This window comes from Streptomyces sp. Ag109_O5-1 (genome assembly GCF_003814875.1).
Classification (GTDB): Bacteria; Actinomycetota; Actinomycetes; order Streptomycetales; family Streptomycetaceae; genus Streptomyces; species Streptomyces sasae.
This window is the reverse complement of sequence record NZ_RKQF01000001.1, coordinates 536019-556528: the sequence shown is the minus strand read 5'-3', so window position 1 is coordinate 556528 and position 20510 is coordinate 536019. Positions and strand designations below refer to the sequence as shown.

Annotated in this window: 18 protein-coding genes and 2 pseudogenes; 9 read left to right on the top strand and 11 right to left on the bottom strand. The window is 70.2% G+C overall.

Going from position 1 to position 20510, the window contains the following annotated elements; genetic code table 11:
* Positions 1-18: 18 nt before the first annotated feature.
* Both EDD90_RS02525 and EDD90_RS02520 read right to left on the bottom strand, forming a co-directional pair.
* Entirely contained in the window at positions 19-906 is an 888-nt protein-coding gene (locus tag EDD90_RS02525) for an RNA polymerase sigma factor SigF (RefSeq protein WP_123971520.1), read from the bottom strand.
* A gap of 217 nt (positions 907-1123) precedes the next feature.
* Positions 1124-1918, bottom strand: a complete 795-nt coding sequence (locus EDD90_RS02520; protein ID WP_123980798.1) for a class I SAM-dependent methyltransferase — start codon at positions 1916-1918, stop codon at positions 1124-1126.
* Between the two features lie 74 nt (positions 1919-1992).
* Between EDD90_RS02520 and EDD90_RS02515 the strand changes: the two genes are divergently transcribed.
* Entirely contained in the window at positions 1993-2361 is a 369-nt protein-coding gene (locus tag EDD90_RS02515; protein WP_123971519.1) for a helix-turn-helix domain-containing protein, read from the top strand.
* 7 nt (positions 2362-2368) lie between these two features.
* Here EDD90_RS02515 and EDD90_RS02510 read toward each other — a convergent pair whose 3' ends face one another.
* Positions 2369-3571: an epoxide hydrolase family protein gene (locus EDD90_RS02510; RefSeq protein WP_123971518.1), complete on the bottom strand. Its 1203-nt coding sequence runs from the start codon at positions 3569-3571 to the stop codon at positions 2369-2371.
* A gap of 89 nt (positions 3572-3660) precedes the next feature.
* On the opposite strand from EDD90_RS02510, the gene EDD90_RS02505 reads away from it, so the two are divergent.
* Positions 3661-4143, top strand: a complete 483-nt coding sequence (locus tag EDD90_RS02505) for a VOC family protein (RefSeq protein WP_123971517.1) — start codon at positions 3661-3663, stop codon at positions 4141-4143.
* A 64-nt stretch (positions 4144-4207) separates the two neighbouring features.
* On the opposite strand, the gene EDD90_RS02500 is transcribed toward EDD90_RS02505, so the two are convergent.
* The 4 genes from EDD90_RS02500 to EDD90_RS02485 all read right to left on the bottom strand — a co-directional run bounded on the left by EDD90_RS02500 (position 4208) and on the right by EDD90_RS02485 (position 8889).
* Positions 4208-5092 carry a geranyl diphosphate 2-C-methyltransferase gene (locus EDD90_RS02500; protein ID WP_123971516.1) on the bottom strand — a complete coding sequence of 295 codons (885 nt, stop codon included), beginning with the start codon at positions 5090-5092 and terminating at the stop codon, positions 4208-4210.
* A 48-nt stretch (positions 5093-5140) separates the two neighbouring features.
* Positions 5141-6193, bottom strand: a complete 1053-nt coding sequence (locus EDD90_RS02495) for a family 2 encapsulin nanocompartment cargo protein terpene cyclase (protein WP_123971515.1) — start codon at positions 6191-6193, stop codon at positions 5141-5143.
* Positions 6194-6210: 17 nt separating this feature from the next.
* Complete coding sequence (locus EDD90_RS02490) at positions 6211-7653, bottom strand: family 2B encapsulin nanocompartment shell protein (protein ID WP_123971514.1); 1443 nt, start codon at positions 7651-7653, stop codon at positions 6211-6213.
* Positions 7654-7881: 228 nt separating this feature from the next.
* Positions 7882-8889 carry a zinc-binding alcohol dehydrogenase family protein gene (locus tag EDD90_RS02485; RefSeq protein WP_185149572.1) on the bottom strand — a complete coding sequence of 336 codons (1008 nt, stop codon included), beginning with the start codon at positions 8887-8889 and terminating at the stop codon, positions 7882-7884.
* Positions 8890-9036: 147 nt separating this feature from the next.
* On the opposite strand from EDD90_RS02485, the gene EDD90_RS02480 reads away from it, so the two are divergent.
* Together EDD90_RS02480 and EDD90_RS02475 are read left to right on the top strand one after the other, a co-directional pair.
* A complete protein-coding gene (locus tag EDD90_RS02480; RefSeq protein ID WP_123971512.1) occupies positions 9037-9831 on the top strand; it encodes a VOC family protein in 795 nt (264 codons plus the stop codon).
* A 46-nt stretch (positions 9832-9877) separates the two neighbouring features.
* Positions 9878-10576: a ribonuclease H gene (locus tag EDD90_RS02475; RefSeq protein ID WP_123971511.1), complete on the top strand. Its 699-nt coding sequence runs from the start codon at positions 9878-9880 to the stop codon at positions 10574-10576.
* Here the strand turns inward: EDD90_RS02475 and EDD90_RS02470 are convergent, their stop codons facing one another.
* Together EDD90_RS02470 and EDD90_RS02465 are read right to left on the bottom strand one after the other, a co-directional pair.
* The gene (locus EDD90_RS02470) at positions 10577-11407 is read right to left on the bottom strand and encodes a tyrosinase MelC2 (protein WP_123971510.1); all 831 of its coding nucleotides are present in this window, start codon (positions 11405-11407) and stop codon (positions 10577-10579) included.
* A 35-nt stretch (positions 11408-11442) separates the two neighbouring features.
* Positions 11443-11844, bottom strand: a complete 402-nt coding sequence (locus EDD90_RS02465; RefSeq protein ID WP_123971509.1) for an apotyrosinase chaperone MelC1 — start codon at positions 11842-11844, stop codon at positions 11443-11445.
* Positions 11845-12187: 343 nt separating this feature from the next.
* On the opposite strand from EDD90_RS02465, the gene EDD90_RS02460 reads away from it, so the two are divergent.
* The 5 genes and pseudogenes from EDD90_RS02460 to EDD90_RS02435 all read left to right on the top strand — a co-directional run bounded on the left by EDD90_RS02460 (position 12188) and on the right by EDD90_RS02435 (position 18255).
* Entirely contained in the window at positions 12188-13378 is a 1191-nt protein-coding gene (locus tag EDD90_RS02460) for an FAD-dependent monooxygenase (protein WP_123971508.1), read from the top strand.
* Between the two features lie 97 nt (positions 13379-13475).
* Positions 13476-14969, top strand: coding sequence for an MFS transporter (locus EDD90_RS02455; protein WP_123971507.1), 1494 nt, complete (start codon positions 13476-13478; stop codon positions 14967-14969).
* Positions 14966-15550: pseudogene (locus EDD90_RS02450) on the top strand (TetR family transcriptional regulator); the annotation flags it as partial. The gene EDD90_RS02455 and the pseudogene EDD90_RS02450, both read left to right, overlap by 4 nt.
* Before the next feature lie 864 nt (positions 15551-16414).
* Positions 16415-17596 (top strand): sensor histidine kinase, encoded by a 1182-nt coding sequence (locus tag EDD90_RS02440; protein ID WP_123971506.1) that lies wholly within the window; start codon positions 16415-16417, stop codon positions 17594-17596.
* Entirely contained in the window at positions 17593-18255 is a 663-nt protein-coding gene (locus EDD90_RS02435) for a response regulator transcription factor (protein ID WP_123971505.1), read from the top strand. Before EDD90_RS02440 ends, EDD90_RS02435 begins: the two co-directional genes overlap by 4 nt.
* Before the next feature lie 99 nt (positions 18256-18354).
* On the opposite strand, the pseudogene EDD90_RS02430 reads toward EDD90_RS02435, so the two are convergent.
* Both EDD90_RS02430 and EDD90_RS02425 read right to left on the bottom strand, forming a co-directional pair.
* Positions 18355-18672 (bottom strand): annotated as a pseudogene (locus tag EDD90_RS02430) (transposase); the annotation flags it as partial.
* A 98-nt stretch (positions 18673-18770) separates the two neighbouring features.
* A complete protein-coding gene (locus EDD90_RS02425) occupies positions 18771-20489 on the bottom strand; it encodes a cholesterol oxidase substrate-binding domain-containing protein (RefSeq protein ID WP_123971504.1) in 1719 nt (572 codons plus the stop codon).
* Positions 20490-20510: the final 21 nt, after the last annotated feature.

Sequence of the window (20510 nt, the reverse complement as noted above, 5' to 3'; positions counted from 1 at the left end):
GGCGCCCTGGGCCCGCCGTCAGGCGCAGCCGAGTTCGCCCAGCATCCCCTGGCGCAGGCGTGTGATGATCCGCTTGATCAGACGGGAGACATGCATCTGGGAGCAGCCGAGCCGCTCGCCGATCTCCGCCTGCGTGGCCTCCTCCACGAACCGCAGATGGATGATCTCCCGGTCGCGTGCGCTCAGTTCGGCCATGAGCGGGGCCAGCGACTGGAAGTCCTCGACGAGCCGCAGGCCGTCCTCCTCGACACCGATGAAGTCGGCCAGCACCGACTCGCCGTCCTCGGGGCCGTCCCCGGTGAGCGCGGCGTCCAGGGAGGAGGAGTTGTAGCCGTTGGAGGCGAGCTGCCCCTCGACCACCTCGTTCTCGGAGATGTTCATGAGCGTGGCGAGCTCCGCGACCGTCGGCTCCCGGTCGAGCCGGCTGGAGAGCTCCTCACGGGCCTTGGCCAGCTCGACACGGAGTTCCTGGAGCCGGCGGGGTACGTGCACCGCCCAGGTGGTGTCGCGGAAGAACCGCTTGATCTCGCCGACGATGTACGGCAGCGCGAAGGAGGTGAACTCGACCTCGCGCGACAGTTCGAACCGGTCGATGGCCTTGATCAGGCCGATCATTCCGGTCTGGACGATGTCCTCCATGTCGTCGCCCCGGTTGCGGAACCGTCCGGCCGCGAACCGTACCAACGACATGTTCATCTCGATCAGCGTGTTCCGGGCGTACTGGAACTCGGGAGTGCCTTCTTCCAGCTCAGCGAGCCGTTGGAAGAACTGGCGGGACAATTCCCGTGCGTCACGCGGTGCGACGGTCTTCGGGTCCTCGATTCCTGGCAGTGCCCCCTCGGCTGTCCACTCCTCGGCGGGGTGCGCTGTGTCCACTGCTTCCGACCGGATCCCGGCGGTGTTCATGTGCCTCTCCCACGTAAGTCACGGTTCGGCGTCTGCCTCTTCGGCCTGTGCCGTTCCGGCCCTGTCCAGGTTTTGCGCTGGCCCGGGTACCCGGAATCGGACGTCCCATGCGTGCCTTGACGGTTCGGGTACCCGGGGTGACGCGGCGCATGCGTCCTGTCCCCCCGGGTGGCGGAAAACAGCCGCCGGCGTCGGTGACGGTTCGTGGCGCAGGACCTCAGTCCCCGACGCGCACGGCGGTGATCAGCTCGTGCCAGTAGCGCTTGGTGACCACACCGTCGTAGCGCGACTCGATCAGCTCGCGGATGTCCGCCAGCAGCCCGTTCCTGGCGGGCTCGGGGAGCGCGCGGTGGTTCGAGTACGTGAGGAGCACGTCCAGGTAGGTGCCGGCCGTGTACGTGATCTCCTGCGCGTGGCCGTGCACGGTGACGTCGGTGAAGTACGGGGAACCGGTGAACTCGCTCGTGTCGGTCGCGATGTCCGATTCCCGGGTCTGGCGCAGCCCGGGCGGCGTGGCCGGATCCCAGCGCTCGTAGCACTCCTGGACCTCGGCGAAGAAGTCCTCTGTGCCGCCCGCCACATGGTGGGTGGCGACCACGCCGAACAGTCCGCCGGGACGTAGCGCCCGGGCCGCCTTGGGCACCCGGACCGCCGGATCGATCCAGTGGAACGCGGTCGCGCAGACCACCGCGTCGAACGGCTCCGGCGGCAGCTCCCACTGTTCGAAGGCCGCGACCACCACGTCCGCTTCGGGAAACCCCGCCAGTCGCCGACGGGCCACGGCGGCCATCCGCGGGCCGATCTCCACGCCGGTGACCGAACAGCCGGACCCGGCCAGATCGACGGTGAGTTTGCCGGTGCCCGGGGCGATCTCCAGTACCCGTACGCCTGGCCCGGCCCCCGTGACCCGCACCAACTCCTCGATCAGGGAGGCCGGATAGCGGGGGCGCGCCCGCTCGTACAGCTCGGCGTCCTGGTCGAAGATGTTCCGCAACCCCGGCTCCGGTGTCATGAAGTCCAATGCGTCCACCCAAGGCAGAATGCCGATCCTGCGCTCCCGCGGGCCAATGCTTTTAGGCTGAGAGGGTGAGCAGCCAACCGCCGAACCACGCCCGCGTCGCCCCCGTCATCCCCCTGCGTCCGCAGGAGGCGGCCGCCGATCCCAGGGAGCCGCTCTGGCGCGACCTGGTCGGAGACGTCCTGCGCCGGGAGCGGCTGGACCAGGAACGCACCCTCAAGGACGTCGCCGATGCGGCCCGGATCTCCCTGCCGTATCTGTCGGAGATCGAGCGCGGCCGCAAGGAGGCCTCCTCGGAGGTCCTCGCGGCCGCGGCCCACGCACTCGGCCTCGACCTGGGCGGTCTGCTGTCCCTGGTCCAGAGCGAGTTCACCCGGAAGGCCGCCGTCGGCCGGCCGGTGCCGGGGCCCTACAACGGCCTGTGCCTGGTGGCCTGACGGCGGCTCAGGCTCCGCCCTCCTCCCGCAACTGCCGGAAGAACGCCCGGACATCGCCCACCAGCAGGTCCGGCTCCTCCATCGCCGCGAAGTGCCCGCCCCGGTCGAACTCCGTCCAGCGCACGATGTTCTCCGTGCGCTCGGCCCGGTGCCGCAGCGGACGCTGGATCTCGGCCGGGAACACGGCGAGGGCGGTCGGTGCCGTCGAAGGCTCGGCAGGCCTCGCGGTGCGGGGGCCGGTGGCATGCGCCCGCTCGTAGTACAGCCGGGCGGACGACGCGGCCGTGCCGGTCAGCCAGTACAGCATCACGTCGGTCAGGAGGCGGTCCCGGTCCACCGCCTCCTCCGGCAGCTCGTCGGAGTCCGTCCAGGCCTGGAACTTCTCGACGATCCAGGCGAGTTGCCCCACCGGTGAGTCCGTCAGCGCATACCCGAGCGTGTGCGGGCGGGTGCTCTGCAGGGCAGAGTACCCGGTGCCCTCCCTCGTCCATCGCTCCCAACGGTGCCATGACTCAAGGACGTCGGCCCGTTCCTCGGGGCCGAGCGCGGCCAGCTCCCCGTCCGTGGGCTCGGTGTTCTGCTGCGCGCCCGGCAGCAGATTGAGGTGCACACCGATGATCCGCCCGGGGTGGGCGCGGCCCAGCTCGCGGGAGATCATCGCGCCCCAGTCACCGCCCTGGGCGCCGAACCGCTCGTAGCCCAGCCGGTGCATCAGCTCGACCCAGGCGCCCGCGACCCGTCCCGCCTCCCAGCCGGGCTCGGCCGTCGGACCGGAGAAGCCGTAGCCGGGGATGCCGGGCAGCACCACATGGAAGGCGTCGGCCGGATCCCCACCGTGCGCCGCCGGGTCGGTGAGCGGCCCCACGATGTCCAGGAACTCCACGATGGAGCCCGGCCAGCCATGGGTGACGACCAGCGGGGTGGCGTCCGGCTCGGGGGAGCGGATGTGGGCGAAATGGACGTCGGCGCCGTCGATCGTGGTCATGAACTGAGGCCATGCGTTCAGCTGTGCCTCGGCGGCCCGCCAGTCGTACTCGTGCCGCCAGTACCGGGCCAGCTCCCGCAGATACGGCGTGGGAACGCCGTACGCCCAGCCGGCGCCGGGCAGCTCGGCCGGCCAGCGGGTGCGGTCCAGGCGGTCGTGCAGGTCGTCGAGGTCGCTCTGCGGGATCGAGATGCGGAAGGGACGGATACCTGACGAAGAGGTCATGGTCCGGATGGTAGGGGCGGCGACCGATGAGTTTCCCGGTGCGCGCCGGTCGGTACAGATGACCGCGTTCCACGCTCCAGGAGGTGTCCATGACCACCGACGGATTCACCACGTGTCTCTGGTTCGACGGGCAGGCCGAGGCGGCCGCTCACTACTACGTGTCGATCTTCAAGAACTCCAGCATCGGGAAGGTCGGCCGGTACAACGAGGCCGGACCGGGGGAGCCGGGTTCCGTGCTGGCCGTCGACTTCACGGCCAACGGACAGAAGTTCGTCGCCATCAACGGCGGCCCGCAGTTCAAGTTCAGCGAGGCGATCTCCTTCCAGATCTACTGCGACGGCCAGGAGGAGGTCGACCACTACTGGGCCAAGCTCACCGAGAACGGCGGCGAGCCCGGCCCCTGCGGCTGGCTCAAGGACAGGTACGGCGTGTCCTGGCAGGTCATCCCGGACGGGCTGATCGAGATGATCGGCGACGCCGACCCGGAGAAGGCCGCGCGCACCACCCGGGCCATGTACTCCATGGGCAAGCTGGACATCGCCGCGCTGCGCAAGGCGTATGCGGGGGAGTGAGCCGCCGTACGGGGACGGGGGGCGGTGTCCGCGGACACCGCCCCCTCGTGGAACCGCCGCCGGGTCAGACCCGGTCGGCCACGATCAGCAGATACTGGAAGCTGCCGTTCTTGTACGCGGTGAGGAAGGCGTCCTCGACCCCCGTCACCAGGTGCTCGGCCTGCTTGCGCAGTTCCCAGTAAGGGATCGTCGCCTGGGTGAGGTCCTCCACATGGACCGGCACCAGCCGGTTCTTCGCCATCGCCCGGAAGTACTCCGACCGCGGGTGGATGTCGCAGATGTAGTGCGCGTTGATCAGGGACACCTCGCGCGAGGCCTGCCCGTAGGTGTTGTTGTAGCAGCCGGTGATGGTGACGTAGCGGCCGCCGCGGCGCAGCAGCCGGGCGTGCTCGGCGAACAGCAGGTCCAGCTCGACGTACATCGTGGACTCGTTGTTCCACGAGGCGGCGTACGCGCCCGTCTCGAAGCCGGTGTCCAGCATGTTCCGGTGGTGGTAGCGGACCTTGTCGCCGACCTCCCGTTTGCGGGCCATGCCGTTGGCGAAGTCGGCCTGCTTGGCGGAGATGGTGACCCCGTCGGAGTGGCAGCCGTAGCGCAGGTTGGCCACGATGCTGCCGCCGCCCCGGCCGCAGCCGGCGTCGAAGACCCGGTCGGCCGGCGTGAGCGCGCCGAGGTGGGAGGCGAGCAGTTCGGCCTGGGCGTGTTCCAGGCGGTGCAGTTCACCGGTGATCCGCTCCTTGCGCAGAGCGGGGTCGGTCTCGTCGAGCACCGACCAGTCGGCCTCACCGATGCCGTAGTGGTGGTGGTACAGGTCGTCGATCTTTCCGAGTTCGAGGTTGACCGGGTTCTCCTCGGCGTTCCAGTAGTCCGCGACGCTGTTCTGGTACCTGGACTGGGTCGGCACCGGGGCTGACGTGGTGGTCTTCCGAGCGACAGGGGCGGTGGTCAACAGTTGCTCCTCGAAGTGGTTCTGACGGTGTTTCGGGTTGGTCGTGGGCTACCAGTAGTCGGGCAGGTGGTAGCGGTTGGTGTTGGTGGAGTGCCACTCGTGGTTGCCCGAGACCCAGGCGGCCAGGCTCTCCGCGTAGCGCGCGACGAGCGGCGAGGTGGCGGCCAGAGCGGCCGACTCCTCCTCGAAGGCCTCCATGATCCGGTTGTGGATGCCGACGGACTTCAGATAGGCCGCCTTCAGCCCGCGCCGGTCGTTGGCGGCCACCACCTGGGGCAGATTCAGGTGGTCCGGATCGCTCGCCAGCTCCTTGGTGAAGGAGTACAGGTCGTTGACGATGGTGGTGGCGTTGCAGGCCAGGGCCGTGATCCGCTGGATCTCCGGGCGGGCGTAGACCGGTTCGGGCAGCTCGTAGCCGTCCACCGCGTCGACGATCGACAGACAGGGCCGGAAGTTGTTGTACTGCCGCATCACCAGGTACTCCCAGACGCGCGGTGTGTACCCGGTCTCCATCCAGGCCGCCTCGCCGAGATAGCCGAGGTGCAGCCGGGCCATGTCATGTACGAACCGGTCGGTCTGGCTCGGTGTGGCGAAGGCGGTGAAGTCCGTGAGGGCGAAGTGGTACGAGCGCAGCGGACCGTCGGCCCTGATGCCCTCGCGCCACTCCTCCTCCAGCTCCGGGACGCCGTGGAAGGGGTCGAGCGCCGACTGGGCGATGATCAGCGGGCCGCCGAGCCCGCGCCGCGATCCGCCCCGCCCCTCGTCCTCCTCGCAGTAGCAGGAGTCCACGATGTTCTCGGCGAGCAGCAGCTTGCCGGCGGCGGTGAGGCGGTCCAGGTCGAGACCGCCGGGATGCTGGAGTACTACGGCCCGGCCGAACTGGAAGTCCGAGAAGTCTCCCTTCCAGGCCTCGGGGAACAGGTCGAGCTCACGGGCCCAGGTCTCCAGGCGGTCGTCCAGCTCGGCGGCCTTCGCCGGGTCGGCGGGCACGGCCGGCCGGTAGTGGAGTCCGGGGATCGCCCCGGTGCGCCTGGCCGGGCGCAGGCTCTGCGCGAGGTTCGGCGGCCCTGGCAGGACGTAGGAGGCGGTGGCTGTGCTCATGGATGTGCTCCAGGCCGTCAGTCGGCGGTGCGGCCGAGCTGGACGTTCTCCAGGATCCCGGCCGCGTCGGGGACCAGGATCGCCATCGAGTAATAGGCGGTGACCAGGTAGTTGACGACGGCCTGCTCGTTGATGCCCATGAAGCGCACGTTGAGGCCCGGCTGGAACTCCTCCGGGATGCCGGTCTGGTAGAGGCCCACGACACCCTGGTCGGCCTCGCCGGTGCGCAGCGCGATGATGCTGGTGGTGTGGTCGTCGCTGATCGGGATCTTGCTGCAGGGATAGATCGGGACCCCGCGCCAGGCCGGGATCTCGTGCCCGTCGACGTTCGCGCCGGCCGGCACCAGACCGCGCCGGTTGCACTGCCGGAAGAAGGCCGCGATCGCCTTGGGGTGGGCCAGGATCACCTTGGTCTTGCGGCGCATGGAGATCAGCTCGTCCATGTCGTCCGGGGTCGGCGGCCCGGTGAAGGAACTGATCCGCTGCCCGTAGTCGATGTTGTGCAGGAGCCCGAACTCCCGGTTGTTGACCAGCTCCCACTCCTGGCGCTCGCGGATCTCCTCGACCGTGAGGCGCAGCTGCTGCTGGGTCTGGTCCATCGGGTGGTTGTAGAGGTCGGCGACCCGGGAGTGCACCCGCAGCACGGTCTGGGTGAGCGACAGCTCGTACTCGCGCGGCGCGAGGTCGTAGTCCACGAAGCCGCCCTGCAGCGTCGGCTCGCCGCTGTGGCCCGCCTGCACCGGCACCTCGGCCTCGCCCTTGCGGTTCATCGGGAGGCGCTGCCGGTCCACGTAGGCCTGAAGATGGGCGCCCAGCGACGGGACCCGGTCCATGATCTCCTCGGCGACCGACCAGGGCAGTGCCAGCACCACCCCGGCGGTCTCCGCCCGGACCGAGGTGAGCCACAGCGGGTCGGTCTGGCCGACCGCCTCGTCGCCCATCTGGTCGCCGTCGGTGACGACCCCGACGACCTCCTCCTCGCCGTACTTGCCGGCCGCGTACCGGGTGAACCGGCCGTGCACCACCAGGTAGGTCTCGGTGACCGGCTGCCCGGCCTCGAACAGCACCTGCCCGGCGCGCACCTCGCGGGGCTGGAAACGGCCGGCGATATCGGTCAGCGCGTCCAGGTCGTCGTAACCGCGCAGGATCGGCAGTTCGGTGAGGGTCTGCGGGATGACCCGGATGTCGTTCCCGCCGTTCTGCTCGAAGCTCACCCGGCCGCGTCCGGTGCGCAGTTGGAGGCGCCGGTTGACCCGGTAGGTGCCGCCCCTGACGTCCACCCACGGCAGTGTCTTCAGCAGCCAGCGGGAGGTGATGGCCTGCATCTGCGGTTCGGACTTGGTGGTCGTGGCGAGCTGGCGTGCCGCCCGGGTGCTCAGACTGGTGAGCTGCCCGTCGACGGTCGGATCCGGCTCGGGCTCGTCGACGGCGGAACCGATGACGCTGTCCGGTGTGGACACATTCCCTCCAGCAGAGCGGTGAACACAGGTGACCCGAAAGGTCGGTGGTGTGCGAGGTGGTGGTGCGCACCGACAAGCCAAACAGCCCTGGTGATCTCCGGGTACGGCGCAAATGGGGCGGTTGTCTGCCTTGGTTGCGCAAACACGTTTCCCGGTGCGGAAAGGGGCGCGGCGCATGATCACGCGCCGGTCGCCCGCCCTTGTGCCCGGGCGGGCGGAGGATTGGATTCAGGAAAGGTCGTTCACCAGCACCGCAGCCCCGTCGAAGCGGCCGGCCTTGAGGTCTTGCAGGGCTTTCGGGGCTTCGGAGAGCGGATAGGTGTGGGTGGTCGCGTGCACTGCGTACCGCTCGGCGAGGTCCAGGAACTCCCGCCCGTCGGCACGGGTGTTCGAGGTGACACTGCGCAGCTCGCGTTCGTAAAACAGTTCGCGTTCGTAATTCATCGGGGGTACATCGCTGAGGTGGATGCCCGCGACCGCCAGCACCCCGCCGCGGTCCAGGGCGCGCAGCGCCACCGGGACCAGGTCACCGACCGGCGCGAACAGGATCGCGCTGTCCAGCGGCTCGGGCGGCTGCTCGTAGGCGTCCCGCGCCGAGGCCGCGCCGAGCTCCAGGGCCAGCCGCCGGGCCTCGGCACCCCGGGTCAGCACATGCACGGTCGCGCCCTGAGCAAGGGCCACCTGGGCGCAGAGATGCGCGCTGCCCCCGAAGCCGTACAGGCCGAGCCGGCCGCCCGGCGGGAGCGAGGCCCGGCGCAGCGCCCGGTAGCCGATGATCCCGGCGCACAGCAGCGGCGCGAGTGCCGTGTCGTCGAGGCCGCCGGGCAGCCGGTAGGCGAAGCCGGCCGGCACCGTGGTGTACTCCGCGTAACCGCCGTCGGCGTCCCAGCCGGTGTACTCCGAGTGCGGGCACAGGTTCTCCGCGCCCCGCCGGCAGTACCCGCACTCCCCGTCCGTGCGCCGCAGCCAGGCCACCCCGACCCGGTCGCCGACCGCGAAGCCCGCCACCTCGGCGCCCATGCCCGCGACCTCGCCGACCACCTCGTGCCCCGGTGTCACCCCGGCCCTGTGCACCGGCAGATCGCCCTCCGTGACATGCAGATCGGTACGGCACACCCCGCAGGCCCGCACCCGGACCAGCAGCTCGTCGGCCCCGGGCACCGGCACCGGCCGCTCCACGAGCCGGAGCAGATCCGCCTCCACCAGCGCGGGCCGTACCACCGACCATGCCCGCATCACGTCCGCCATACCGCGCCCCGTCCGCCGAAGGCCGTGGACCCCCTCCCAGTGTCCGCCGGAGTCCACCGTTCGGCGCGCGGGCGGACCGCCGGATGGCTAGCGTGAGGAACCGGGAGAATCCGCTCGATCGGAAGGGCCGCGGCCATGGCCGTACAACCTGAAGGCACCCCCTGTTGGACCGACGCGATGTTCAGCGACCTGGAGGGCGCCAAGACCTTCTACGGCGAGGTCCTCGGCTGGACGTTCGGCGAGTCGTCCTCCGAGTACGGCAGCTACACCCAGGCCTACTCGGACGGCAAGGCCGTCGCCGCCGTCGTACCGCCCATGCCCGGCCAGGAGGGGCAGTCGCAGTGGTGCCTGTACTTCGCCTCGCCGGACGCGGCGGCCGCCGCCGAGCGGATCCGGGAGCACGGCGGCGAGGTGCTGATGGAGCCGATGCAGGTCGGCGAGTTCGGCACGATGTGCCTGGCCCGGGAGCCCGGCGGCGCGGTGTTCGGCATCTGGCAGGGCGGTGTGCACGAGGGCTTCGAGGCGACGGCGGTGCCCGGCGCCTACTGCTGGGCGGAGGTCTTCACCCGTGAGCCCGAGAAGACCGACCCCTTCCTCGGCGCCCTCTTCCCCTACACGGCCAAGCAGATCGAGGACGACAACGTCGACTTCCGCATGTTCGACCTCGGCGAGCAGACCGTCCTCGGCCGGATGCGGATGACCGACGACTTCCCGCCCGAGGTGCCCTCCTACATCAACGTGTACTTCACCGTCGCCGACTGCGACGAGGCGGTCGCCAAGGCCACCAAGCTCGGCGCGGTGCTCCGCTTCGGTCCGATGAGCAGCCCCTTCGGCCGGTTCGCGGCGCTCAGCGATCCGCAGGGCGCCAACTTCTCGGTGATCGACATCACCACCACCGAGGGTGACATGTCCCAGGTCAAGGACGTCTGACCAGGGCGGATGCGGACCACGGCCGGGCACCCGGCCCGGCCGTGGCATGATCGGGCCCATGCGTGAAAGAGTGGTGGCCGCGTGCGACGGGGCTTCTAAGGGAAACCCGGGACCGGCAGGCTGGGCCTGGGTGGTGTCCGACGACGCGGCGACTCCGGCCCGCTGGGAGGCGGGCCCGCTCGGCAAGGCCACCAACAACGTGGCCGAACTGACCGCCCTGGAACGGCTGCTCGCGGCCACCGACCCGGACGTGCCCCTTGAGGTGCGGATGGACTCGCAGTACGCGATGAAGGCGGTCACCACCTGGCTGCCCGGCTGGAAGCGCAACGGCTGGAAGACATCCGCGGGCAAGCCGGTCGCCAACCAGGACCTGGTCGTCCGCATCGACGAACTCCTCGGCGGCCGCACCGTCGACTTCCGCTACGTCCCCGCCCACCAGGTCGACGGCGACCCGCTGAACGACTTCGCCGACCGCGCGGCCAGCCAGGCGGCGACGGTCCAGGAAGCCGCGGGCAGCGCCCTCGGCTCCCCGGTGCCGCCGCCGTCGCCCACGTCCGCCGCCTCCGGCGCGGCCCCGCGCCGCAAGGCGGCACCCCGCAAGACGGCGGCCGGCTCCTCCTCCCGCACCATCAAGGCCAAGTTCGCCGGCCGCTGTCTGTGCGGCCGCTCCTACGCGGCGGGCGAGTCCATCGCCAAGAACGGGCAGGGCTGGGGCCACCCGGAGTGCCGTACGGCACAGGCCTGATCAGGCCTCCAGGGTGTCGAACGTGTAGAACTTCGTGTGGTCGAGCAGATCGGCCGGCCGCACGTCGTTCCACGGCTTCATCGTCTCGTCCAGGTCCACCACGTCCGGTGTCCCGCCGCCCGGCACATAGGCCGCCCCGGGGTGCCGGCGCTGCCACCGGGCCCACAGCTTGTCGATGAAGGCGTGGTGCAGCCAGAACACCGGGTCGTTGGGGGAGACCCCGGTGGCCATCTGCCCGCCGACCCAGACATGGACCCGGTTGTGCAGATTGACCCCGCGCCAGCCCTCCAGATGGTTCCGGAAGCCGTCCGAGGCGCTGTTCCAGGGCGCCATGTCGTACGTCGCGATACCCAGCACGGAGTCGACCTCGGCCCGGGTGGGCAGCTCGCGCACACTCGTCCCGAGCGACCTGCGCAGATAAGTACGGCCGTCCACCCGGACGTTGAGCGGCCAGTTGCCGCTCGCCGCGGCGAACGGCCCGTCCGTCACCCGCCCGTCCGAGCTGCGTCCGGTGCCGCCCAGGAAGTCCGGCGCCCACAGCGAGGCACGCAGGGTGCGGTCGGCGCTCCAGTCCCAGTAGGGGAGGGCGACGTAGGGGTCCACCGACTGCAGCGCCTGCTCGAAGTCGAGCAGGAATCGGCGGTGCCAGGGCAGGAACGACGGCGAACGATGGCCCGTGCGTTCGGAGTCGTCGGTGTCGGACATGATGAAGGCGTTGTGCGTGCGGACGAAGTCGTCGTAACGCCCGCCGCGCTTCAGCTCGATGACGGCGGCGACGAACCGCCGCTTCTCGTCGGCGGTCAGAGCGGCTTGGTTCTTGCGTACGGTCATGTGCTTCGAGGCTCCGGAAGTCCTTGCGGGGGCGGTCAGTTGGCGGGGAACGGCAACAGCGCGGCGCCCTGCAGCTCGTCGACCGCGGCACGGGCGGCGGCGCGCGGGGTGGGCACCGGGTCGTAGTGACTGACCACGCTGATCCAGCTGCCGTCCGCGTTCCGCATCACGTGCAGCTCCACGCCGTCGACGAACACCGCGTATCCGGCGCCGTGTTCGTGGTGGTGACCGCCGTCCATGCCGCCCATGCCGCCCATGTCGTCGGACGGACGGCCCTGTATCCGGCGGCCCTTGTAGACCTCGTCGAAGGGTTCGAGGGATCCCCCGTGCCGGTGATCCGCTGCGGCGGCTCCGGGTGCGACGAGTGCCTGGGTGCCGGCCGTGGCGGCGATGGCGGCCGCCACGGTGAGCGCGTGACGGCGGGTGAGTTCGGGCATACGGATGCCTCCCGGGGTGGGTGCGGGTGATGACCCCGTATGCCTATCCGCCGGTTCCGGAGCGGGAGAAATCGCCCGGATCGGGTTGGCTACGATCAGGACAATTGACTACATGTCATACAAGATTGAACAAAGATGATCTTGCTGTCATGGTGCGCCCGCCGCTTCCCGGGCGGGAAGATCCGCGCTCGGGGCCGGGGTTTCCGGTGATCTTTTGCGGCGGTCCGCCGACCGGGTGGCGTGGCTCACGACGTCAAACTGGCGCGATTCGAAAACCCGGCCGGGCGTATGCGCGCTGCTACCCTGCGGTGCCAATTGACCACGTTCGGTGATTCTCAGGGGTGTGTGCGTGAAGGTCGTCTGCGTCGGAGGCGGGCCCGCCGGCCTGTATCTCGCGATCCTGCTCAAGCGGCAAAGCCCGTCCCACGCCATCACCGTCCACGAACGCAACCCCGAGGGCTCCACCTACGGCTGGGGCGTCACCTACTGGCGGGCCCTGCTCGACAGGCTGCACACCTACGACCCCGAGTCGGCCCGCGCCATCGAGGAGAGCTCGGTGCGCTGGCACCAGGGCGTCGCCCACGTCCGCGGTCAGGTCACCCGGCAGCCCGGCGATCCCGGCCACGGCATCGGCCGCCACCGCCTCCTGGAGATCCTCGCCGAGCGGGCCCGATCCCTCGGGGTGCGGCTGGAGTTCGAGGACGAGATCACGCACGGGAGCCTCCCCGAGGCCGACCTGGTCGTGGCGGCGGACGGCATCCACAGCGCCCTGCGCAGCCGGCACGGCGACGACTTCGGCACGCAGCTCACCGAGGGCCGCAACCACTACGTCTGGCTCGGCACCACCAGGGTCTTCGACTCCTTCACCTTCGCCTTCGCCGAGACGGGGCACGGCTGGATCTGGTGCTACGGCTACCCCTACGACGGCGCGCACAGCACCTGCGTCATCGAGTGCGCCCCCGAGACCCTGACCGGCCTCGGCCTGGACGCGATGGACGAGGGCGACCAACTGGGCCTGCTGGAGAAGCTGTTCGCCGACATCCTCGACGGCCATGCCCTGATCGGCGGTTCCTCGGCGGCCTGGCCCACCTTCCGCACCCTCACCAACCGCACCTGGCACCACGGCAACCTCGTCCTGCTCGGCGACGCCGCCCATACGACCCACTACTCCATCGGCGCCGGCACCACCCTCGCCCTGGAGGACGCCATGTGCCTCGCCGACGTCCTGCGCCGGCAGGGCGCCGTTCCCGAGGCTCTCGCCGCCTACGAGCGGCAGCGCAAGGCCGAACTGCTCTCCGCCCAGAGCGCCGCCCGCCTCAGTGCCCGGTGGTACGAGAGCCTGCCCCGCTATATCGACCTGCCCCCGCACCGTATGTTCGCCCTGCTCGGCCAGCGGCATTCGCCGCTGCTCCCGTACGTCCCGCCGCAGCTCTACTACGGCCTGGACAAGGCGGCGGGGCGGCTGGAGGTGCTGCGCCGGTTCAAGCGGTGGCTCGGACCGCGGGCGGCGCGGGCTCTGCACGTCCGGTCGTAGGCGTCGCACGGCGCGGGCCCGCGTTGGTGAAAGGGAATTCACCCGATAGGGTGAATTCGAATTCACCTCCTCATTCGTGTCGCCCACAGGAGTGCCGATGGACCAGCCCGCCCCGACAGCCGTCCCCGCGGGCCCGCCTGCCGAACCGCCCCGGCTGCGGCAGCGGCTGACCATCCCGGTACTGGCCTTCGGCGGGATCCTGATGGCCGTCATGCAGACGGTGGTCGTCCCCCTGCTGCCGGACCTGCCCCGGCTCACCCACTCCTCGGCCGGCGTCGTCTCCTGGACGGTCACGGCGACCCTGCTCTCCGGGGCCGTCCTCACCCCCGTGCTCGGCCGGGCCGGTGACATGTACGGAAAGCGCCGGGTACTCACCGGGGCCCTCGCCCTGATGACCGTCGGCTCGGTGATGTGCGCCCTGTCGTCTGACATCGCCGTGCTCATCGCCGCCCGCGCGCTCCAGGGCGCCGCCGCCTCCGTCGTACCGCTGTCGATCAGCATCCTGCGCGACGAGCTGCCGGCCGAGCGCCGGGGGTCGGCGGTGGCGCTGATGAGCTCCACCGTCGGCATCGGGGCCGCACTCGGCCTCCCGCTGGCCGCGCTGGTGGTGCAGTACTACGACTGGCACACCATGTTCTGGCTGACCAGCCTCCTCGGGGCACTCGGCGTGGCGGGCGCGTGGTGGGCGATCAGGGAGTCGCCGGTGCGCGAGCCGGGCCGGTTCGACGTGCTCGGCGCGCTCGGGCTGGCCGTCGGCCTGACGTGTCTGCTGCTCGGCGTCTCCCAGGGCGGCCAGTGGGGCTGGGCCAGCCCGCGCGTCCTGGCGCTGTTCGCCGCCGCGGTCCTCGTCCTGGTCCTGTGGTGGTGGCAGCAACTGCGGACCGAGCGGCCCCTGGTCGACCTGCACCTCGTCACCCGCCCCAGGGTCGGCCTGTCCCATGTCGCCGCCCTGCTGACGGGATTCGCCTTCTACGCCAACTCCCTGGTGACCGCCCAGCTGGTACAGGCGCCCAAGGCCACCGGCTACGGTCTCGGCCTGTCCATCGTGGCCACCGGTCTCTGCCTGCTGCCCGGTGGCGTCACCATGCTGCTGTTCTCCCCGGTCTCCGCCCGGATCTCGGCCTCCCGGGGCCCGCGCGTCACCCTCGCCCTCGGCGCCGCCGTCATCGCCTGCGGATACGTGGTGCGTATCGCCGACAGCCGCGACCTCTGGATGATCATCCTGGGCGCCACCGTCGTCGCCACCGGCACCACTCTCGCCTACTCCGCGCTGCCCACGCTGATCCTGCGGGCCGTCCCGGCGAGCCAGACCGCCTCCGCCAACGGCGTCAACGTCCTCATGCGCACCATCGGCCAGGCCACCTCCAGCGCCGCCGTGGCCGCCGTACTCACCCACCACACCAGCCTCGTCGGCGGCGCATCCATCCCCACGCTGCACGGCTACCTCCTGGCCTTCGCCATGGCCTGCGCCATCGCGCTCGCGGCCAGCGCGGCGGCCCTGTCCATACCCGGCGACAAGGCCCCGGACGACGCCCCGCGCGCCCAGGGCCGCACCCAGGGTGCCCGGGACGACGCGCTGGAGGGAGCATGAGTGCCGTGAGCACCCGAACCGGCACCGCCGCCGCGCCCGCCCGCCGGGACGCGGAGGCCACCAAGGCGGCCATCCTCAGGGCCGCCCGTCACCTTCTCGCCCGGCACGCCCACGCCGACATCACCCTCAAGGACGTCGCCGAACGCGCCGGCGTCAGCGCGCCGCTGATCCTCAAGTACTTCGGCAACAAGGACGGCCTGTTCGCCCGGGTGATGTCCTTCGACACCGACGCGGCCGCCCTCCTGGACGCCCCCCTGGACGAGCTCGGCCGCCACATGGTCCGGCACGTCCTGGAGAGCCAGCGCGACCGCGGCGCCGACCCGTTGCTGCGGATCGTCTTCGCACCCCTGCACGGCGACCACGGGGACGTACTGCGCGCCAACTTCCGCGCCCATGTGGTCGACGCCCTCGCCACCCGGCTCACCGGCCCCGACCCCGGTCTGCGCGCCGAACTCGCCGTCGCCCAGCTCATCGGCCTCGGCGTGATGTACGGCATCGCCCGCGGCCCACGCCTGCGCGACTCGGCGATCGCCGACATCGCAGACCGCTACGGCCCGGCACTCCAGACCCAGTTGACGCCCTGGACGAATGAGTCCGGTGTCGGGGCCCGTGGCTCAGGCGACGGTGGTCAGCGCTTTTTCGCGTCGGCTGCGGATGCTCAGGGCGATGACGGAGACAAGGAACCAGAAGGCACCGAAGGCCGAGTATCCGGCGACGGCGGACAGGCTGCTCGTCGCCGAGGCGGACATGGCAGCGAAGGAGGCACCGGCGAGGACGGACTGTCCACCGCTGATGACCATGGGCCACTGGGCACCGACGGTGCGTCGGCGCCGGATGGCCACGACGAGCTGGAGCGCTCCGGAAAGCAGGGCCCAGATGCCGAACACGAGCAGGGCCGTCCCGATGGTGAAGAAGACGGCGATGATCATCCCGACGGCGGTGGCGAGGCCGAGAGCCATGTTGGTGGTACCGACGCGGTCCGTGGAGCCGGTGCCGGCCATGCGGCGCTCGAGGACCGTGGCGATGACGTCCCACAAGGGGTAGATGACGAGCAGCACCGCCGCGATCACTGTGGGCCTGTCCGTCGACACGAGCGAGACCGAGGTCGTGACGACGAGTGCCACCCAGATCAGGGAGAAGGCGACTCGGATCAGGTGGAGCGACCGTAGCCCGGAGGTCGTGATCGTGCTCGTGCTCGTGCTCGTGCTCGTGCTCGAAGTCATGGTGATCTGAGTCATCGGGTGTCCCGTATGTGATCGTGATGGCCTGAGACGGTTGCCTCGACGAGGAGTCTCAGCGGCCTCGGGATGGGCCGTGTACTTCGAACGAAGTAGTTCTGACATCCACTTCGGATCGAATGAGTTTTGCCGTCTCCATGGCCCGGACCGGGCCGTCTACATCATTCGAAGTACACGGCTGCAGCACACGTCGACGAGAATCAGGGCATGGCCAAGTCGCAGAACAATCCGGACGGGCCCGTGGCACCCCTGTGGGTCCGCCGCCCCGAGGCGCTGCACGTCGTCGCCTATTCGGTGGCCGCGCTGGTGTTCACCGGCCAGATCGTGGCAGTGATCCTGCGAGGGTCGGATTGGCCGACGGCCCTCTCCGTGCTCCTCGCCGGTGGCGGTGTCGCCCTCTCATGGTGGATGCCGTGGGCGGGACTGGTCATGGCGAGCGCGGCGTCCTTCGCCGTCACAGCGGTGGGCCACGATCCCCTGTCGGTGTGGATGATGGCGGTGCTCGTGCTGTTCTCGGTCACCCTCAGGGGGAAGCAGCCGCTGGCCGGAACCGGCATCGTGGCGACGTTCTTCCTGGGGGCGTTCATGACGCTGGGAGGATTCCGTGGCGGCGCGATCGTGGGAGCCGCCGCACTCTTCTCAGCCGTAGCGGGAGGTGCGACAGGAGCCGCGCTGCGCATCCATCGAGAGCACTGGCGCACCTTGGAGGAACGGGCCGAAAGCGCCATCGCGACCCGCGAGATCGAAGCCACTCGACGGGTGACCGAGGAACGACTCCGCATCGCCCGGGACCTCCACGACGTCATCGGCCACCAGGTCGCGATGCTGAGCATGCATCTGGGCGCCGCGGAGATCGGGCTGCCCGAAGACGCCGAGTCCTCCCGGCAGGCCCTCGTCTCAGCCAGGTCCAGCGCTCGCACCGTCGTCGTCGAGACGCAACGGATCCTCGTGCTCCTCCGCCTCGGAGACGACATCTCCGACGACGAGGCGCTCCGGCCGACCCCGGCGCTCAGCGGCCTGGAAGGCCTTGTCGCCTCTTTCGAGAGCATCGGCCTCGACGTCCGGCCCTCCATCGACATCCCCGCCGGTTTCGTGGAGCCCAGCGTCGGCGTGACGGTCTACCGGGTCGTTCAGGAAGCACTCACGAATGCCTACCGGCATGGAGTGGGGGCGGCAACGGTGGATGTCCGCGAGCGTGACGGCAGGATCTGCGTCACCGTGGAGAACCGTGTCGGTCACTCACCGCGCGACTCCGGTTCCGGCAGCGGACTCGGACTGGTGGGGATGCGTGAACGCGTCGAGTCCTCCCATGGGCGGCTGACGATCGTCAGTGACAACGGGCGATTCCGGGTCCATGCGGAGTTCAGCCCCCTGGGAGCCGTCGTATGAACACGCGGATTCTGATCGTCGACGACCAGGACGAGATGAGGGCCGGCATCAAAGCGATGCTCCGGCTCGACCCCAGTCTCGTTGTTGCGGGTGATCTCTCCGACGGACTCCAGGCCGTCCCGTTTCTCCGGGACCACCCGGTCGACCTGGTCCTGATGGACATCCGGATGCCCGGCATCGACGGTGTCGAAGCCACCCGCCGGATCCGCAAAGAGCATCCACCCGAAAAGCTGCGGGTGATCGTGCTGACCACTTTTGACCAGGACGACATCGTTCTCGCCGCCCTTCGCGCGGGCGCCAACGGTTTCCTGAGCAAGACCGTGAGCCCCGCTGAACTCGTCGCCGGAATCACCGAGGTCGTTGGCGGTGGCGGTGCGCTGTCGGCCGCCGCGACGGCCGCGCTCATCGGTCACATGACCGACAGTCCGCCCCCGGTGATCGACCAGGAACTCCTGCGACGCTTCGACGCTCTGACACCCAGGGAGCGAGACGTGGTCATTCTCGTCGCGAGCGGTCTCGGCAACGACGAGATCGCGGCCCAGATGTCCGTGTCGCCGCTCACCGTGAAGACGCATGCGGTGCGGGCCATGACAAAGGTCGGCGCACGTGATCGAGCTCAACTCGTCTCGTTCACCTTCCGGGCTGGCCTCTACCCCTGAGCCTGCCGAGCAGACCCCCGAAACAGTCGCGCTGCGCCGGCGGCGGGCCTGGACCTGTACCTGCCGACGAGCAGTCGGCAGGCCCGCGTCCCACCGGCCCTGTTCAGCCGAGGCCGCGGCTTTCGGGCCATGCCGCCAGGTGAGCGGGGTGACTGTCTCCGGCCTGAGGCCGACGGCCAGGACGTAGGCAAGCCCGCGCTCGGACAGCGTGGTCCGCAGAGGGGCGTCGGTGCCGTAGATGGCGTCGGCCACCACGGTCGGAGGCCCCAGGCCCCAGCCTGCCGGCGTGTCGAGCATGCCCAGGGCAAGGCGCCACTCCTCGCGGTGTGTGATGTCCGCCGGGATGCGGGCTGGGCCCCGGCGAGCGGTGTCCGACGCCCAGTCCTCAGGCAGGAACAGCCGCCACTGCGGCGGCACCGGATCCCACGTCGACTGGTTCACGAACTGCTGCCGGTTCTGCTCATCGCCGTCCGGCAATCGCGAGGCCGTGACCAGCCCCCACCGCCCCGCAGATCTCAGCGACGCACAAGCACCCCATCCAGGAACCCGTTCCCGAAAACACCGTGCGGGTCAAGGCGATCGAGCGCATCGACCGCCGCATTCCACACCGCGCCCCCGAACGAACCCGGAATCCTCGTGCCGATCACCTCCTCGTCACTCCACACACCGGACTCGGTATAGGCCCACCCCTTGGACCACTCCACCCGAGTCCCCTCGAACCTCTCGAACAGAAACGTCTCCAACTCCCGCAGGAACGCCTCCGCACAAGGCGTCCCCGGCAACGTCAGCACATCCAGCCACACAGCCGTATCGGCGGCCCCACCCCCCGGCCGCAGCGCGGACAGCAACGGCACCTGGGCGCCGGCCACCCCGGCATCCCCCGGATCGTCCAGTCCCGTCACCCGTATCTCCACCGACCCGTTCACGGGGAACCGCCCCAACGCCGCGTAAGCAGTGAGTCGTTCGCGATAGAAGGAGGCGAACTCAGCCACCACCCGCTGTACTTCGGCGCGCTCGGTCAGCACCGCGTACCCGTTCGCGTTGATCCGCAGCGTCGTCGGCCTCACATACAGCAGTGTGTTCTTCGACGGCCCCCAGATGTCCGCGGACAGTGTCGTGACCAACCCGGCCGTGGCCACGTCCAGTTGCGCGTTGCCCAGTACCGGCGCCAGATACCAGGCCGCGTCGGACACCATCCGCCCCACCAGGTCGGCGACCACCGTCGGGACGTTGTCGGAGAACGGGTAGTTGTACGGCGAGGTGACGTGCCGCGAGGTCAGCGGCCTGGTCGGCGCGACGCTCCACTCCTTCAGCCACGGGTACTCGGTGAAGGCGAACCAGATCGCCTCGATGCGCCCGGACCGCCTGAGGAAGGTGTCGAGGGTCCGCCCGCCGGAACCGGGCGCCGCGAAGAGTTCGGCGGCCGGGATGTCGGTCCGGCTGACGCACCGCAGATCGCTGTCGGCCCCGACCCGCAGCACGACCTCGGTCACCAGGGTCCGGCCGAGGTGTGTGAGCAGGGCTGCGCAGTCCGCCTCGTCGCGGCGGAACGTCCGCAGGACATACGTCCCCGTGCCCTCGTCCCACACGACCGCCGTCAGCGACAGCACCAGATTGCTCAGCGAGCCGTAGGTGTGTCCGGACAGAGGCTCCTCCCCGTCGGCCGGTACGGCGGTGCCGTGCGCGTCGATCGCCAGTGCGCCGCCGAGCGTCAGGTCGCCGGGCGCGGGTGCGGCGGTGAGCCCGAGACCGTGGTCCTCCAGGAAGGTGAGCAGCGCTTCCAGGGTGACCCCGGTCCCCGCCCGTACCGCTGAGCCCCCCGAACCGGACTCCAGGGAGAGCCCCGTGAGATGTGTCGCGGTGTCGACGAGCAGCACCTTGTCGTCGGCCGTGGTCTTCTCCGTGACGGTCAGCGGCGACCACCCGTGCGAGGAGCCACGCGCGCGTACCCGCCGGGCGTTGCGCCAGGCCCAGTCGACGACCGCGAGCACCTCACCGGCGTCGGCCGGGGCACAGGCCCACAGCCCGTCCGCCGTGATCTCGCCGACCCAGTTGCGGTACGCGGACCGGTACAGGGCGACATCCGCCGGGAAGCCGGGCAGTTCGGCGGCGGCCACGGCCGGATCCGCCGCGAGCAGCACCGGGACGGCGGCCAGCGCCGCGGCCGACCGGAGGAAACCCCGACGGCTCCAGCCGTCGTCCCAGGACTTGTTGTTCGCTGAACCATCAGTCACGCCGACACGCTAGGTGCCCGG